General features: G+C 67.5%; 14 protein-coding genes. 5 read left to right on the top strand and 9 right to left on the bottom strand.

The genetic code is table 11. The annotated features are described in order from the left end of the window. Positions 1-97 precede the first annotated feature (97 nt). From D7316_RS14685 to D7316_RS14675, 3 genes are all read right to left on the bottom strand, one after another. Positions 98-955 carry an alpha/beta fold hydrolase gene (locus D7316_RS14685; protein ID WP_124708901.1) on the bottom strand — a complete coding sequence of 286 codons (858 nt, stop codon included), beginning with the start codon at positions 953-955 and terminating at the stop codon, positions 98-100. A gap of 69 nt (positions 956-1,024) precedes the next feature. Continuing rightward, on the bottom strand, positions 1,025-1,981 hold the full coding sequence (locus D7316_RS14680; protein WP_124708900.1) for a R2-like ligand-binding oxidase: 957 nt from the start codon (positions 1,979-1,981) through the stop codon (positions 1,025-1,027). A gap of 164 nt (positions 1,982-2,145) precedes the next feature. Then, positions 2,146-4,200 carry an MMPL family transporter gene (locus D7316_RS14675; protein WP_124708899.1) on the bottom strand — a complete coding sequence of 685 codons (2,055 nt, stop codon included), beginning with the start codon at positions 4,198-4,200 and terminating at the stop codon, positions 2,146-2,148. Positions 4,201-4,386: 186 nt separating this feature from the next. Between D7316_RS14675 and D7316_RS14670 the strand changes: the two genes are divergently transcribed. Next, a complete protein-coding gene (locus D7316_RS14670) occupies positions 4,387-5,514 on the top strand; it encodes an NDMA-dependent alcohol dehydrogenase (RefSeq protein WP_124708898.1) in 1,128 nt (375 codons plus the stop codon). A 34-nt stretch (positions 5,515-5,548) separates the two neighbouring features. Here the strand turns inward: D7316_RS14670 and D7316_RS14665 are convergent, their stop codons facing one another. Genes D7316_RS14665 through D7316_RS14655 form a run of 3 tightly spaced genes read right to left on the bottom strand, consistent with a single transcriptional unit; the run spans position 5,549 to position 9,160 of the window. Next, positions 5,549-6,541 carry a cytochrome c oxidase assembly protein gene (locus D7316_RS14665; protein WP_124711352.1) on the bottom strand — a complete coding sequence of 331 codons (993 nt, stop codon included), beginning with the start codon at positions 6,539-6,541 and terminating at the stop codon, positions 5,549-5,551. 55 nt (positions 6,542-6,596) lie between these two features. After that, a complete protein-coding gene (locus D7316_RS14660) occupies positions 6,597-7,154 on the bottom strand; it encodes a potassium channel family protein (RefSeq protein ID WP_124708897.1) in 558 nt (185 codons plus the stop codon). Then, positions 7,151-9,160, bottom strand: a complete 2,010-nt coding sequence (locus tag D7316_RS14655) for a M13 family metallopeptidase (protein ID WP_124708896.1) — start codon at positions 9,158-9,160, stop codon at positions 7,151-7,153. Before D7316_RS14655 ends, D7316_RS14660 begins: the two co-directional genes overlap by 4 nt. A 54-nt stretch (positions 9,161-9,214) precedes the next feature. Between D7316_RS14655 and D7316_RS14650 the strand changes: the two genes are divergently transcribed. From D7316_RS14650 to D7316_RS27150, 3 genes are all read left to right on the top strand, one after another. Beyond that, positions 9,215-10,711 (top strand): dihydrolipoyl dehydrogenase family protein, encoded by a 1,497-nt coding sequence (locus tag D7316_RS14650; RefSeq protein WP_124708895.1) that lies wholly within the window; start codon positions 9,215-9,217, stop codon positions 10,709-10,711. A gap of 248 nt (positions 10,712-10,959) precedes the next feature. Then, on the top strand, positions 10,960-11,700 hold the full coding sequence (locus tag D7316_RS27155) for a FadR/GntR family transcriptional regulator (RefSeq protein WP_164473798.1): 741 nt from the start codon (positions 10,960-10,962) through the stop codon (positions 11,698-11,700). Between the two features lie 12 nt (positions 11,701-11,712). Beyond that, complete coding sequence (locus D7316_RS27150) at positions 11,713-12,396, top strand: sterol desaturase family protein (RefSeq protein WP_164473797.1); 684 nt, start codon at positions 11,713-11,715, stop codon at positions 12,394-12,396. A gap of 14 nt (positions 12,397-12,410) precedes the next feature. On the opposite strand, the gene D7316_RS14640 is transcribed toward D7316_RS27150, so the two are convergent. After that, entirely contained in the window at positions 12,411-13,157 is a 747-nt protein-coding gene (locus D7316_RS14640; protein ID WP_124708894.1) for a pirin family protein, read from the bottom strand. A gap of 147 nt (positions 13,158-13,304) precedes the next feature. Between D7316_RS14640 and D7316_RS14635 the strand changes: the two genes are divergently transcribed. Further along, entirely contained in the window at positions 13,305-14,942 is a 1,638-nt protein-coding gene (locus D7316_RS14635) for an NTF2-like N-terminal transpeptidase domain-containing protein (protein ID WP_124708893.1), read from the top strand. Positions 14,943-14,946: 4 nt separating this feature from the next. On the opposite strand, the gene D7316_RS14630 is transcribed toward D7316_RS14635, so the two are convergent. Together D7316_RS14630 and D7316_RS14625 are read right to left on the bottom strand one after the other, a co-directional pair. Next, positions 14,947-15,402 (bottom strand): DUF3054 domain-containing protein, encoded by a 456-nt coding sequence (locus tag D7316_RS14630; protein WP_124708892.1) that lies wholly within the window; start codon positions 15,400-15,402, stop codon positions 14,947-14,949. 5 nt (positions 15,403-15,407) lie between these two features. Continuing rightward, the gene (locus D7316_RS14625; RefSeq protein WP_124708891.1) at positions 15,408-16,577 is read right to left on the bottom strand and encodes a lysylphosphatidylglycerol synthase transmembrane domain-containing protein; all 1,170 of its coding nucleotides are present in this window, start codon (positions 16,575-16,577) and stop codon (positions 15,408-15,410) included. Positions 16,578-16,585 lie beyond the last annotated feature (8 nt).

Below are 16,585 nucleotides of genomic sequence, written 5' to 3'. Positions count from 1 at the left end.
CCCGCTCACGGTGTTGGTTCCCGCTCACCCGGTCGGGTACGCGGGAACGAAAGCGGTGAGCGGGAGTTGTCAGCGTGGGCGGGAAGCCGGCGGTGGCTCAGCGGGCGAGGAAGGCCGTCACCGCGGACTCGAACGCTGCCTTGGCCTCGATCATCACCCAGTGACCGCACTTCGGGAAGATGTGCAGTTCGGCGTCGGGGATCAGCCGCATCGGCACCATCGCCATGTCCGGCGGGCTGACCCGGTCGTCGCGACCCCAGGTGAGCAGTGTCGGGCAGGCGACCTTGTGCATCATCGACCAGTACGGCGGGGTGTCCGAGGCGGCCATGAACTGCTGCTGCATCTCGAACGCGGCCGAGCCGTACATCATCTGCGCCGTCTTCTGGGCGTCCGGATTGATCGCCGCCTCCCATCGTTCCTCGATGAGCTCCTCGGTGACGAGCTTGCGGTCGTAGACCATCGCCGACAGCCAGCGCACCAGTTTGTCGCGGCTCGGGTCGTCGGTGAACTCCTGCAGCAGTCGCAACCCCTCGCTGGGGCTCGGGCTGAACACATTGGGTCCGACGCCGCCGATCGTCACCAGCTTCTCGACACGATCGGGCTTCTTGATGGCGAGGTTCACGCCGACGACCCCGCCCATCGAGTTGCCGATCATCGGCGCCTTCTCGATGCCGAGGGCGTCCATGAACCGGATCACCGACGACCCGGCGGTCAGCACCGGGTGACCCTCGACGGCGTCGCTGACGCCGAAGCCGGGGAACTCGAGCACGAAGCAGTGATGGGTCTGCGCGAAGTGGCCGAGGTTGCCGCGGTAGTTGCGCCAGCCGGTGACCCCCGGTCCGGAGCCGTGCAGCAGCACCAGCGGCGGTGCGTCCGGGTCGCCCGCCTCGTGATAGCGCAGGGTGCCCTGATCGGTGGCCAGTTCCCGTTTGGTCGCGTCGTAGGTGACATCCACGATGTCAGATTAGAACGTGTTCTAGTTGGTTGTCACGGGTGGGTGGCCCCGATCCTCCGGCGGCCTGCCTCACCCGCCCAGTGCGACGACGTCCTCTTCGCCGAACTGCTCCTCGAGCGTCTCGGGTGAGTAGTCGAGGTCGATGTCGGCGACCGGGCGTCCGCGCGCGGACTCGATCGCACTGAGCCGCCGCTGGCCGCGGTCGGCGGCGTAGGCGATGAATTCGTTGTTGTCCAGGCCGAACGGCTGCTCGTCGAACTGCTCGTTGACCCAGTTGATCATGCCGAGGGCAAGCGGCATGAGCTCACCCATCCGATCGGTGACCACCTGCCAGAGCGAGTCGTCGGCGGCCACGTGGCGGCGGCAGGTGAAGGTGCCCCACGCCATGTGGCGCCGCTCGTCGTTGCCGATGAACTTGATGAGCTTCTGCATTCCGGGGAAGATGCCGTGCCGCGAACAGACCGTCTGCCACGCGTAGTAGCCGGTGAGTGCGAGGCTGCCCTCGATGACGTGGTTGTAGGTGACGCTGGCGCGCACCTGGTTGCGCGGCGATGGATCGCTGTCCAGCGAGTGCAGGGCCGTCGGGAGTTCCTCGTAGAACAGCTGTCGGTAGTACGGGTTGTCCGCGACGAAGGACTGGAGGTCGCCGTTCAGCCCGACGGCGTCCATCCACATGCGGAAGACCTGGGTGTGCTTGGCCTCCTCGAAGCAGAACTGCGAAAGGTACATCTCGTCGCCGAAGCGTCCCTCGGCCGCCATCGCGTTCATGAACGGCTGGATGTCCTGGGTGACCGCTTCCTCGCCCGCGATGAACTGACTCACCAGAAAGGTCGTGCTGCGACGTTGCTCGTCGGTGATGTCGGTCCAGTCGGCGGCGTCCCGGCTGAAGTCGATGGCGACCGGATCCCAGAACCGCGCATTGCCTTTGATGAAGAGCCGCAACGGAAACGAGTCCCAATTGAGGCCACCGCTGCGTAGTGACGCGAAGTCTTCACGTCCGGGCGCCTTGTGTTCGGCAAGAGTCATCGAGATCACCAGCTAACGATCATGGGGTGCGATGAATCGACGCTAGTCCGCGAGGTACCGAAACGTGTTGGATTCACCGAACTCTCAGGATCGCGATTTGGTGTCGGGTTTGTCGCATCAGTCCGTACGCGCCGGTAACCCCTTCGTCGGAGAGAGTCAAAACCTCAGCGAGACAACGAGTTAGGCCACCACACCCGCTTGCCGATGTCGAGCGTGAGGGCGGGAACGAGCAGAGTGCGGACGATGAGCGTGTCGATGAGGACACCGAACGCCACGAGGAAGGCGATCTGCGCGAGGAACAACAGGGGGATCACCGCCAGCGCGGCGAACGTCGCCGCGAGGACGACACCCGCCGATGTGATGACACCGCCGGTCGCGGTGAGGCCCCGGATCATGCCGTCGCGGGTGCCGTGCGTCTTGGCCTCCTCCCGGACCCGGGTCATGAGGAAGATGTTGTAGTCGATGCCGAGCGCCACGAGGAACACGAACGCGAACAGCGGCACCACCGGATCGGCGCCGGCGAAACCGAACGGACCGTTGAACAGCAGTGCCGACACGCCCAGGGTGGTCGCGAACGAGAGCACCGTCGTCGCGAGGAGCAGCAGCGGCGCGACGATGCTCCGCAGCAGCAACATCAGGATCGCCAGCACCACGAGCAGGACGATCGGGATGATCAGGTTGCGGTCGTGGATGGACGTGGTCCGGGTGTCGAGATCGATGGCAGTGGTGCCGCCGACCAGCGCGTCTGCGCCGTCGATCGAATGGACGGCGTCCCGGATGCGTTCGACCGTGTCCTGCGCGGCCAGGGAGTCCGCGTTGTCGACCAGGGTCGCCTGCACGGCCACCTCGCCGTCGACGACGACAGGCTGCCCCGCCTGTTCGACGAGGGCCGCGTTCGCCACGCCGTCCACGCCGCGCACGGCGTCGAGCACCTGCTCGCCCTGCGCCTGCTGGGAGATCACCCAGGTGGGGGAGCCGCTGCCGGCATCGAAATGGCGTGCCTGGATCTCGGCACCGTCGACGGAGTCCACCGAGCCGAGGAAATAGTCGGTCTGCGCGATGCCGTCGGACTTGAAGCTCGGGGCGAAGGCCGCGCCGATCAGCAGCACCACGAGTGTGACGATCCAGATCACGCGCGGTCGGGCGGCGACGCGCTCGGCGATGCCTGCCCAGAAGCGGTGAGTGCTGCCCGGCTCCGAACTGTCAGTGTGCTTGGGCCGCAGCGGCCAGAAGGCGGTGCGGCCGAGCAGCGCGAGAGCCGCGGGCAGGAAGGTCATCGAGGCCAGGAAGGACGCGGCGATGCCGATCGCCGCGACCGGACCGAGGCTGCGGTTGGAGTTGAGGTCGGAGAACAGCAGGCAGAGCACGCCGAGGATGACGGTCCCGGCCGACGCGGCGACCGGTTCGATGGTGGCCCGCCACGCGGCCTTGAGGGCGGCGTACTTGTCGTCGAGCGTCATGAGTTCCTCGCGGAACCGCGCGACGAGGAGCAATGCGTAGTCGGTGGCGGCGCCGAAGACGAGGATGAACAGGATGCCCTGGCTCTGCCCGTTGAGTTCCAGCACGTCGTTCTTGGCCAGCAGATAGACCATGCCGGACGCGAGGCCCAGGGCGAAGATCGCGGAGATGATCACCACGAACGGCAGGATCGGACTGCGATAGACGACGATCAGGATCAGGATGACCACCGATCCCGCGACGAGCAGGAGCAGGCCGTCGATGCCGCCGAACGCCTCGCCGAGGTCGGCGATCTGTCCGGCGGGACCGGTGACCAGCACGGTGAGGCCGTCCGGCGGTGAGGACAGCGCATCCCGCAACTTCTCGACGGTGTCCGCCGGTTCACCGGCCGTCGAGATGGGCACGATCATCTGGGCGGCCTGACCGTCCTCGGACGGGATCGGCGGTGAGAACCGCTCGGCGAAACCCTCGGTGCCCGCGAGCGGTGCGGTGGCCTCGGCGAGGAAGGCCGAGTCCTGTGGCGTGAGGCCGGACGGCCGTTCCGCGATGACGATGGCGGGCACGGCGTCGGTGTCGGAGAAACCGCCGAGCAGGTTGTTGACCTCGGTCGACTCCGCCGATGCGGGCAGGAACGCACTGTTGTCGTTGGTCGCGACCCCGGACAGCTTGCCGGCGTATGGGCCGGTGATTCCGCCGATGACGATCCAGGCGAGCAACAACAGGGCGGGGATGAGCCAGCGGAGCCGGGGCGTCGAAGCCATGTGGCCATACTCGCATGTCCGGCTTGTCTGACATCGGTGGCGGTGGCCGTGTCATCGGGGTGCGACCGTCTCGTGCCGAAAAGTACACCGCGGCAACGTGACTAACCATTTCGTATGCGCACTGGTGCATATGGGGCAACGATGTGAGTCAGATCGCACAGTGCTGTCACGAGAAAGGGGAGCGCGATGAAAACCAAGGGGGCAATTCTCCGCGAAACAGGTGGCCCGTGGGTCATCGAGGAATTCGAGCTCGGAGATCCGGTGGCCGGTGAGGTCCAGGTCAAACTGGTCAGCTCGGGCCTGTGCCATTCCGATCATCACCTCCGGACCGGCGACAGTCCGGTCCCGTTCCCGGTACTCGGCGGCCACGAGGGCGCCGGCATCGTGCACAAGGTCGGACCGGGCGTGACGAACCTGAAGGAGGGCGACCACGTCGTCACCGCCTTCATCCCGGCGTGTGGTGTGTGTGAGCCGTGTTCGCGTGGTGACCAGAACTTCTGCGACGAGGGCGCGCGGTTGCTGAGCGGTCTGTCCATCTCCGACAACACCCACCGTGCCCAGACCTCGGCGGGTGAGGGACTCACGCAGATGTGTCTGCTCGGCACATTCGCGCCCTACATCACCGTGAACCAGGCGTCCCTGGTCAAGATCGAGGACGACATCCCCCTGAAGGAAGCCGCGTTGCTCGGCTGTGGTGTCGCCACCGGATGGGGTTCGGCGGTGGAGATCGGTGCCACGCACGCCGGTGACGTCGTGGTGGTGGTCGGTATCGGTGGCGTCGGGATCAACTCGATCCAGGGCGCCGCGGCTGCCGGCGCGCGCATCGTCGCGGCCGTGGACCCGGTGCCGTTCAAGCTGCAGATGGCCGAGAAGTTGGGTGCCACGCACACGTTCTCCTCGATGGAGGAGGCGCTGCCCGTCATCGGCGAGATCAGCTGGGGCAAGATGGCCAACACGACCATCCTCACCGTCGGCGAGATCGACGGCTCGATGATCCAGCCCGCGCTCAGCCTCACCGGCAAGGGCGGTCAGGTGATCGTGACCGGTATGGGCAACTTCGCGGACAGCGACGCGCAGATGAACCTCTTCGAGCTCACATTGCTGCAGAAGCGGGTGCAGGGTGCCATCTTCGGTGGCGCGAGCCCGCGGACGCAGGTCCCGACGCTGCTCAACGAATACCGCGCCGGGAAGCTCAACCTCAGCGACCTCGTCACCCAGACCTACCGTCTGGATCAGATCAACGAGGCCTACGACGACATGCTGGCGGGCAACAACATCCGCGGCATGGTGGTGTACGAGGACGAGGACTACTGAGAGTCGTCACTCTGTGGACAGCGCCCGCGAGGGGTCACCTCTCGCGGGCGCTGTGTCCGTTCAGGGCGGCCAGCCGCGCGTTGTAGGCGGCCAGCGCGGCATCATCGTCGTCGACGCGGATGGATTCCGCGCCCAGCGCATCCTGCCGGGCGGATTCGAGGAACGACGGGCGCCGGGTGCCGAGATGCTCGGCAGCGGAGACCTGGCGTCCCCGGCCGAGTCCCTCGGCCCGGATCCACTGCCACGCGAGCACAACCAGCAGCACCATCATCAGTCCGTCGCCGGCCCACCACATGATGGCACCGGCGGCGCTCTGGTCGTTCATCGCGGACGGGTTGAGGATCGCGTGTGCGGGCCAGCCCATCCGGGACTGCGCGAAACCCGGGGCCAGGTCGTAGCCGGTCAGCATGAGGATGACGCCGACAAACGTGTCCGCACCCATCGACAGCAACAAGGTGGCGAACCTGACCAGGTACGTGTAGTCGTGGCCGGTGAGCTCGTCGCCGATGAGTGGTAGCAGCATCAGGTAGCCGCTCACCAGGTAGAGCACGAGTTCGGCGTCGTGGATCCACATGTGCTCGGCCATCCGCTGTTGGAAACCGGTGAGGTGCGTGAGCACCAGCACGGCGGTGTACAGGGGGACCGTGAGGTAGGGCGCCGTCACGAACCGTATGGCGCGGCTGTCCATGAATCGTTCGACGCGACGCGCGCCGCGCCGGTCGAGGGCGACCGTGGCCAACCGGATCGGTTGTGCGAACACCAGGAACACCGGGATCACGGTGATCATCACCAGGTGCACCACCATGTGCGCCCAGAACAGATGGTGGGCGAATGTCGCGAGGCCGGAGTTGAGTGCGACGACGAATCCGGCGATCGCGACGAACCAGCACACGGTGCGCACCTGCGGCCAGTGGTCGGCGCGGCGAACGGCGAGGAGATAGCAGAGCGTCGCGATTGCCAGGAGTGCCCAGACGAGCGGGGTCGCCGTCCACGACGACCAGACGTCGGGCACCGTGTTGTGGTGCATGGTCACGTCGGCCAGCGTAGGACCTCTGGTTGCCGCGACGGCCGGGGTGCTCCGGTCAGCGCCGCACGCGCGCGTTCACCAGCAGGTTGAGGAACCGGAGACCCAGACCGAGCAGGACCAGCGTGCTGGCCATCTGAATCGACACGGCCACCCGGGCCGATTGGGAATCGGCCGCGATGTCGCCGAAACCCGTTGTGGTGAAGACGGTCAGGCAGAAATACAGCGCATCGATCCGGGTCAGGTGTTCGTTGAAGCTGCCGTGCCCGTACTCCGAGAAGAGGTAGTACGTCGTCGCGAACGCGACGATGTAGAGGGCGGCGATCGCCACGAGCATCTCGATGGCCGTGGCGACCGGGAACTCCGAATGCACGAAATGTCGGATCTCCCAGCCACAGAAGGCGATCAGTAACGCGGCGCCGATGGTGAGTCCGATCAGGTTCGCCGAGCTCTCCTTGGCGATCGGCAAGAGGAAGTAGCCGGTCAGCAGGATCGTGGCCGCGATGATCGGCCGCACGATCGCCAGGGTGACCTGGCGACGCCCGACCCCCTCGCGCAGCCCGGGTACCGGTGCGGCCGAGTCCTGCGGGCCGCGCGAGAGGTCGTCGGCGTTCACCAGATGTGCACGCGATCAGCTCTGTCGAGGAAGAGCTGGTCCCCGGGGGTCACGTCGAACGCGTCGTAGAACGCGTCGATGTTGCGGACCACTCCGTTGCACCGGAACTCGGGCGGGGAGTGCGGGTCGATCGACAGCCGTCGGATCGCCTCGGCGTCGCGGGTCTTGGTCCGCCAGATCTGGGCCCAGCTGTAGAAGACCCGCTGGACACCGGACAGGCCGTCGATATCCGGGGGTGTGGTGCCCTCCGTCGCGAGCCGGTAGGCGACTAGCGCGATCGATAGGCCGCCCAGGTCGCCGATGTTCTCGCCGATGGTGAACTCGCCGTTGACCTTGTACTCGTCGGCCAGGCCGTCCGGCGTGAACTCGCTGTACTGGTCGATCAATTTGCGTGTGCGCGCGGAGAATTCGGTTCGATCGTCGTCGGTCCACCAGTCGACGAGATTGCCGTCACCGTCGTACTTGGCACCCTGGTCGTCGAACCCGTGGCCGATCTCGTGCCCGATGACCGCGCCGATCCCGCCGTAGTTGGCGGCGTCGTCGGCGTCGGGGTCGAAGAACGGCGGCTGCAGGATCGCGGCCGGGAACACGATCTCGTTCATGCCCGGGTTGTAATAGGCGTTGACGGTCTGCGGCGTCATGAACCACTCGTCGTGATCGACCGGGCGGCCGATCTTGGCGAACTCCCGATCCTGCTCGAACGACGAAGCGCGCGCGACGTTCCCGATCAGGTCTCCGCGGTCGACGGTCAGGGCGCCGTAGTCGCGCCAGTGGGCCGGGAAACCGATCTTGGGGGTGAACTTGCCCAGCTTGGCGAGCGCCTTCTCCCGGGTGGCCGGGGTCATCCAGTCTAGATCGGAGATGTTGCGGCGGTAGGCGGCGACCAGGTTGTCGATCAGTTCGTCCATCCGAGCCTTCGCGTCGGGCCCGAAGTGCTTGTCGACGTACAGCTTTCCGACGGCGAACCCCATCGCGTCCTCGACGAAGCCGACGCCGCGCTTCCAGCGATCGCGGATCGATTCGGCGCCGGTGAGCGTACGACCGTAGAAGTCGAAATTCTCGTCGACGAACTCCGACGACAGGTAGCCGGCGGCCGACCGCAGCAGGCGCCAGGTCAGCCAGGTCTTCCAGTCCTCGAGCGGACGCGATGCGATCAACTCGGCCGCGCCGCTGACGAAGGACGGCTGTCCGACGACGATCTGGGCGAAGGTGGCGTCGCCGGTGGTGCCGAGTCCGCCGAGCCATGCATCGACACCGAATGTGCCTGCCGCCTCGGTGAAGTCGGCGAGGGACATCAGGTTGTAGGTGAGGTCGGCGTCGCGGCGGCGCACGACGTCCCAATGATGGGCGGCCAGCGCCGTCTCCAGATCGAGAATGGTCTGTGCGCGGGCCGGCGCGTCGTCGAACCCGGCCAGCGTGAACATCCGGCCGACGTGCGCGACGTAGGCATCCCGGGTCTCGGCGTGCTTGTCCTCTCGGTAGTAGGACTCGTCGGGCAGCCCGAGGCCGGACTGCACGAGATGCACGAGGTAGCGGTCGGACTGTTTGGCATCGGTGTCGACGTAGAGGCCGAAGAGTCCCCCGACGCCATGTCGCTGGAGCCGACCGATGCGGGTGCTCAACTCGTCGGTCGACGTGATGGCCGCGATCTTGTCCAGCTCGCCGCTGATCGGTCCGATGCCGAGGGCGTCGATGTGGTCGGTGTCCATGAAGGACGCGTACAGGTCGCCGATCTTCTGGGCGTCGGTCCCGCTCTCCGGATCGGAACCGGCACAGGCGGTGATGATGTCGCGCACGTTCTCCTCGGCGCGGTCGCGCAGCACGTGGAAGGCGCCGTCCACCGACCGGTCGTCGGGGATCACGTGGCTCTCCAGCCACTTGCCGTTCACGTGGGCGAACAGGTCGTCCTGGACGCGGGTGCCGGCGTCGACCCAGCTGAGATCGATACCGGATTCGGGCGTGGTGTCAGTCTGTGAAGCGGTCACCCGCCCATCTTGGCACTGCATCCGGGGATTCGTCAGCCCGCTCTGCGCGTAGCTGAATCGCTCTACGGTGGTGGCATGACCGGAGCAACCGACATCAGCACATATGACGTCGTCGTGATCGGCGGCGGACCGGTCGGCGAGAACGCCGCCGACTACGCCATCAGGGGCAGCGATCGCACCGCGGCGATCATCGAACACGAACTCGTCGGGGGTGAGTGTTCCTATTGGGCGTGCATGCCGAGCAAGGGGCTGCTCGGTCCGGGCGCCGCCCTCGCCGCCGCGGCCGGATTGCCGGGGGCGCGCGAGCAGTTGAGCAACCCGACCCCCGACGTCACCGCGGTCCTCGGGTGGCGCGACACCATCACCCACCGGCGCGACGACAGCTCGCAGGTCGACTGGGCGTCCGGCGCGGGCATCGAGGTCATCCGGGGACACGGCCGGATCGTCGGTGAGCGGGAGGTCGCGGTGGGGGATGGCGGGGAGAGTGGCCGGGGCGAGCGAAGTGACGGGGGATTCGACCGCCGGATCGTCGCGCGCGAGGCGGTGGTGGTGGCGACCGGCAGCACGGCGTCGGTGCCGCCGATCCCGGGACTGCGGGAGGCGCGGCCCTGGACGTCGCGGGATGCGACCAACATGGTCGAGGTCCCGGAACGGATGGTGGTGCTCGGCGGCGGGGTCGTCGCGTGCGAGGCGGTCACCTGGCTGCTCGACCTCGGGGTCCGGGACCTGACGATGGTGATCCGGGGTGACCGTCTGCTGCCCAAGGCGGAACCGTTCGTGGGCGAGCAGGTCGCCACGGGACTGGCCCGGCGCGGCGTCGACATCCGGTTCGGTGCGCAGATCTCGGCCGTCGAGCGGCCCGACGTCGCGGACACCGGTTACGGGCACATCCACGGCGGTCCGGCGCGGGTGACGGTGGACGAGGGCGCCGGCAGCTCGGTGCTCGACGTCGACGAGATCCTGGTGGCCGCCGGAAGGTCGCCGGCGACAACCGATCTCGGTCTCGACGTGCTGGGCATCGAGAGCACAGGTCCGCTGCGCGTGGATGACCACATGGGCGTCCCCGGTCACCCGTGGCTCTATGCCGTCGGTGACGTCAACGGGCGGGTCGCACTGACCCACATGGGCAAGTACCAGGGCCGCGTGGCCGGCGACGTGATCGCCGCGCGCGCCGAGGGGCATCCGCTCGACGGCGCACGATTCACCGCGTCGGCCGATCGTGACGCCATCCCGCAGGTGGTGTTCACCCGGCCGGAGATGGCCTCGGTCGGGCGGACGGAGGCGCAGGCCCGCGACGACGGTATCGACGTGGTGATCGCGGAAACGGACATCGCGGTCGCCGGCTCCTATCTCGTCTCGCCCGACTACGCGGGTCACGCGAAGCTCGTCATCGACCGATCGCGTGACGTCCTGGTCGGTGCCACGTTCGTCGGCGCCGAAACCGCCGAGCTCGTTCATTCGGCGACGGTCGCGGTGGTCGGCGAGGTGACCGTCGATCGCCTGTGGCACGCGGTCCCGTCGTATCCGACGGTCAGTGAGGTCTGGCTGCGGCTGCTGGAGTCCTTGCGCTGACCCGACCGGGGTCATGGTCGGTGCTTCCGAGGTGTCGGCGGGTTTCCGGCTGCTGAGATCTGCTCCCTCAGGGCCGGCCGAGGGGATATCCCCTCGGCGGACGCTCACGGGGCCGAACTTCGCCGATGCCAGCAGCCGCCGCGATCCCCGAAGGCTGTGGTGGGCGACAGCGGCAGCGCCACCGACGGTCTGCCACCTACTGGTCTGACCACTTGACCACCTGACCGCCGAGTCGTAGCGTGACCGGCATGCCGTTCGAGCCGATCGCACCCCGCAGCGTCCCCGAGGATGTCTACGAGCAGATCGTCGAGGGGGTGCTGTCCGGGGACCTCCCCGCGGGCGACACCCTGCCGAGCGAGCGGGAACTCGCGCGGATGCTCGGGGTGTCGAGGCCCGCGGTGCGGGAGGCGCTGCGTCGGGTCGCGGGTGCCGGCCTCGTGTCGATCCGGCAGGGGCAAGGCACTCGGGTGCTCGACCCGGCGTCCTCCGGCGGGCTCGACCTCCTGCCGCGACTGCTGGTCCGCAACGGAGAGCTGGACCCCGCGGTCGCGCGGTCCATCGTCGAGGCGCGGGCGCTGGTGGGGCCCAAGGTCGCCGAGCTGGCGGCGCGCCGCGCCGACCACGACGCGGTCGCGCCGATGCGGGACTGTGTGGCGCACCTGGCCGCCGAGTCCGATCCGATCGCGCAGCAGGTGATCGCGCTCGAGTTCTGGAGCCGGGTGATCGACGCGGCCGATTCGATCGCGTTCCGGCTGATGTACAACTCGTTGCGCGCCGCCTACGAGCCCGCTCTGCCCGCGCTCGCCGCGGTACTCGAACCCGAGGTGGGCAATGTCGCCGGGTACGGCAGGGTGGTCGACGCGATCGAGGATCGCCGTCCCACCGAGGCCGAGGATGCGGCGCGCGCCCTGCTCGCGCCGGCGACCGAGGCGCTGCTGGCACTGTGCGAGGCGCTGGCGGCCGATACCTCAGACGGTGTGAATCGGTAACGGAGGCAACAGATGTCGGAATCGGTCAACACGACGGCGCGGACGTCCCGCCGGAAGGTGACATTGCGTTCGGCGTTCGCCGAGTTCGTCAGGCATCCGTCGCCGTGGATGATCTCGGTGTTCCTGGTGGCGGCCGTCGTCGCCCGCGTGTGGATCGGCGGATGGGGACTCGCGGACCTACTGGTGCCGGTCGTCATGGCCGCGGTGTTCCCGGTCGCCGAATGGCTGATCCACGTGTTCATCCTGCATTGGCGGCCCAAGCGGGTCGGTCCGATCACCCTCGACACCTTGCTGGCGCGTAAACACCGCGAACACCACAACGATCCCCGCGACATCCCGCTGATCTTCATCCCCTGGCGAGCCCTGATCCCGGTGCTGATCGCCGCACTGTTCGTCGGGTTGGTGGTGTTCGACAGCATCGAACGCGGCCTGACGTTCCTGGTGGTGCTCGGTCTGCTCGGCATCGTCTACGAGTGGACGCACTACCTGATCCACACCGACTACAAGCCGCGGTCGCGGCTCTATCGTGCGACCTGGCGCAACCACCGTTTCCACCACTACCGCAACGAGCACTACTGGTTCACCGTCACCACCTCGGGCACGGCTGATCGGTTGCTGCGCACGTACCCGGACCCGGAGTCGGTGGCGAAGTCACCGACCGCCAAGAATCTGCACGCCCTCGACGACGCGCGATAGGCGCCGCCCGCGGGTCAGGTCATGAGATCACCTAGATCGCGGTCCATCGCCCAGATGAGGATCTCGGCATCGGCCGCAGCGGTCAGCGATTCGCCGCCGAGATCGGTGCCGCGCACCGCGTCGCCGGTACCCAACGGCGTGCCGGCCAGGTGGAGCGACCCGCGCGTCACGAACAGGTGGACGTATCGTGCCGCCGGCATCGCGACCGACGAGCCGACGGCGAGGCGGGCGGCGAACAGGGTGGCGGATCGGTTGGCGATCCGGATGGCCGAATCGCAGGTCGGGTCACCCGATGCGATCGCGACCAGCCGGCCGTCGGTCAACTCGGAGTCGACCTCACTCTGCGCATAGGAGGGAGTGAGGCCGGACTCGTCGGGCATCACCCACATCTGCACGAATCGGGCGGGTGTCACCCCGGCGTCGGGGCGCTCCGCCCAGGTGTCGTTCCGCTCCGAGTGCAGGACACCCGTTCCCGCGCTCATCCGTTGTGCCAAACCGGGATAGACGATCCCCGAGTGCCCTTCGGAATCCTGGTGAACCAGTGAGCCGGACGTGACCCACGTGACGATTTCGGACTCGCGGTGCGAATGGGTGTCGAAGCCGTGTAACGGTGCGACAACGTCATCGTTATTAACCGACAAAACACCGTGATGGGTGTTTGATGGGTCGTAGTAGTCGCCGAAGGAGAAGCTATGGCGGGACGTGAGCCAGTCGATCGTCGTCACCTCACGGTCTTCGGCAGGAATCACTCGAAAGCCCATGCCCCATTATGGGCCGACGCGTCCGGGCCCCCGCATGTGGCGCCGCCCACCGAACAGCCACCCCGAGACAGGATCGTGACCCCTCTGATCCCCGAATGGAAGCTGGCGGCATCGAAATCCAGTGTGACAAGAGTGAAAATTGAGACTATGAAGATCTGGGTGAAGCGCGCGCCGATGCTGGTCTGCGCTGTGGCCACCAGCAGCGTCGTCGCGCTGAGTGCATGTGGTGCGTCGAGCTCGTCGGACGATGCCGCCGGAGCCGTGAACGAGTTCGCGGCGGCCATGGAACGTCAGGATGCGGGCGGCGCGGCGAAGTTCACCACGGCCCCCGGCCAGGCGGGCGAGGCGCTGACGCAGACGTTGCAGGGGATGAACGCCGAGCACGTCGACATGACCGTCGAGAAGCCGGTCGAGTACAGCGACGGGACCGCGTCCTTCTCCCTGAAGACGACATATCGCTGGGCCAAGAACCGCACGTTCGAGACGACGAGTTCGGGGACCGCGCGACATCTGTCGACCGGCTGGAAGATCACCTGGGAACCGTCGGTCATCTATCCGGGGCTGCCCTACGGTGGTCAGCTCCGTGAGATCCGCACCGACGCCACCCCCTCGCCGACTGTCCGCAGCCGCTCCGGCAAGACGTTCATGTACCTGCAGCCGGTCAACGAGATCATTCTCGATCCGACGAGGACCAAGGACGTCGACCGGTCCGCCCGGGCGCTCGCGCGCACCCTGGCGCCGATCGCGCCGCTGATCACGAACCAGGTGATCGCCGAGAAACTGGCCGAGACACCGGGCAAGCCGATCACCGCGGTCACCCTCCGCGATCCGGACATGCAGGTGCTGCAATCGGATCCGAATGCGGTGCCCGGCGTGGTGGTGCGCAAGGCCGGCATGCTCGTGATGGCCGATCGCCGCCTCGCCTCGCCGCTGGAGTCAGGTCTCACCAACTACTGGCAGGCGATTCGTGACGCCACCGCGGGTTGGCAGGTCCAGATGGTCGGCCCGGGTATCAAACCGCGCAAGCTCGCCGGTGAACAGGGGCCGCCCGGACCGTCCGTGAACACCACGGTCGACCAGAACCTGCAGCTCACCCTGGGTGATGCTGCCGTGGAGGTCGGGCAACCGGCGACCATCATGGCGCTCGACGCGATGTCCGGCGCGATTCTCGGCATGGCGCAGAACAGCTATGCGATCGACCGCGGCACCAACGTCGACAGCGTCTATCCCGTCGGCAGCACGCTGAATCCGGTTCTCACCGAAGTGGATCGGACGGCCAACGCCAACCAGGAGTCGACCGACGCGGTGCTGGACCGGCTGGGCCTCGGCGTCCAGTTCACCGTCCCGGGGGCGAGTGCGCCGACCGCCGATCAGCCGGGTGTGACGACCGTCGACTTCCGGCCCGGCGACCTCAAGGCATCGATGATGAACATGGGTGCGCTGGGCGTCGCGTTGGCCCGGAGTTCGGTGGGCCAGATGACCTCGGTCGCGCCGTTCGTCATCAAGGGTGTACCGACCAATGTGGTCGGCGGCGCGCTCGGTGAACTCGATGCCGCCACCACCGCCCCGGTGATCAAGGCGATGACGGAGACCGCGAAGACCGGCGATGCCAGTGATCTCACCCGCGCGCCGGGGCTGAAGGCGCTGGTCGGCACCAACGGGCCGCAGGGTCCGGGCTGGTTCCTGGGGATGCAGGACGGCAAGGTGATCGTGATCTATTGCGAGGGCGACAAGTCGGGGACGGCCGCACTGCAGGTCGCGCAGAAGTACTTCCGGATCAGGTAGCCGGTCAGGCGGTGACGCGGCCGCGCCGGCGGGCGATCGTGCTCACCGCGACGCGCCAGCCGATCAGGAACAGGCCGAGCACGATGGTGGCGACGATGACGAAGCTCACCGCGACACCCTGGTGCAGCAGGTAGCGCAGGATCATCGCGACCACGACGGTGCAGAACCACACGGTCACGCCCGCGGACGGCCGCTCAGGCCGGAAGTCGTGGCCGAAACCGTCGTCGCTCGATCGGACGTGGGACAACACGTAGACGATGGACCATCCGGCCGCCGCGGCGACCACGAACGGCCACAGTGTCTGGAGTACCCCGACGATCGCCAGACCCTCTTCATGGCTGGCCCGCCCGATCAGCACGAACACGGTCACGGCGACGAGATCGAACAGTGCGGTGAGCGGGATGGGCAGCCGTCCCGACGTCGGGGCGTCGACCGCGGCGACACCGGGAGACCTCGACATGGTTTTCACGGTAGCGGGTCGTCGGGTCTGCGGGAACTCTCGTCCGTCGGGGCGTCGTCGGTGTCGGCGGCGGTATCGGGACCTGAGCCGGTGTCCCCGGACCCGGAGACGGCGTCATCGAGACCCATCTCCTCCTCGAGGGTGTCGCCCTTGCGGAAGTTGTGCCGGAACCTCACCACCACGACGATCCAGCCGATGGCCGCGATCAGCACGTAGCTGATCAGGCGGTACACGAGGACCGCGGTGATCGCGTCGGCCGCGGGCATCCCGGCGCTGGTGAGCGCGGGGACCAGCACGGCGTCGACCACCCCGATGCCACCGGGTAGCAGCGGAACCGCGGTGCCGACCGCCTTGCCCGCCGCGTACGCGACCATCAGTCCGGCGATGCTGGGATGGGCCCCGACGGCCCAGCAGGCGAAGGCCAGGCAGGCGACGTCGGCGATCCAGTTGAACAGGCTCCAGGCGAACGAGATCGACAGGTCGCGCTGGGTCAGCTGGACGGCCCGCAGTTGTTCGAGGGTCTCCAGGACGCGGTCACGACCGTGGTCCTGCGGCTTGTTCCGGGCGTGGTTGAACCAGGACAGGATGCGCAGCAGGGTGCTCTGCAGCGACTCGGGGTGGCTCGCCAGGTACTGGAAGACCACGGCGACGGCGATGAAGCCGACGACGGAGAACACCACGGAGAACGGGCTCGTCTTCGCGCCGGCCAACAGTGCGCCGCCGAATCCGAGGACGGCGAGCCCGACACCGGCGAGCAGGCCGGACATCACCACCTGCCATGAGGCGACGACCGGCGTCGCACCCCATTTGCGTGTCTCGCGGTAGACGAAGGCCGGGGCCAGTACCGGGCCGCCCGGCATGGTCTGGCTGACCGCGTTGGACGCCAGGATCACCGACAGGGACTGCCATTGGGTGACCCGCACCCCACCCGAACGCAACAGCGCCCGCTGGACCTGCGCAAAGCTGTCCATCGAGAGGAGTGCGGCGCCGATCGCGGCCGCGACCCAGACCCAATCGAGGTCGCCGATCCGCTTCCACGCCTCCTCGAGACTCGGCGAGATGAGCACGATCTCGACGGCGAGGACGACCAGTACGATCGCGAGAAGCACCCACCGCAGCCACCAGAAGCGTGGCCGCGTGGTCACACCTCCGCCACGCGGGCCCTCCGACGACATAGCCCACA

The organism is Gordonia insulae (assembly GCF_003855095.1).
Lineage (GTDB): Bacteria > Actinomycetota > Actinomycetes > Mycobacteriales > Mycobacteriaceae > Gordonia > Gordonia insulae.
Note: the sequence above shows the minus strand (reverse complement) of the source record. Positions and strands in the feature narration are given on the sequence as shown.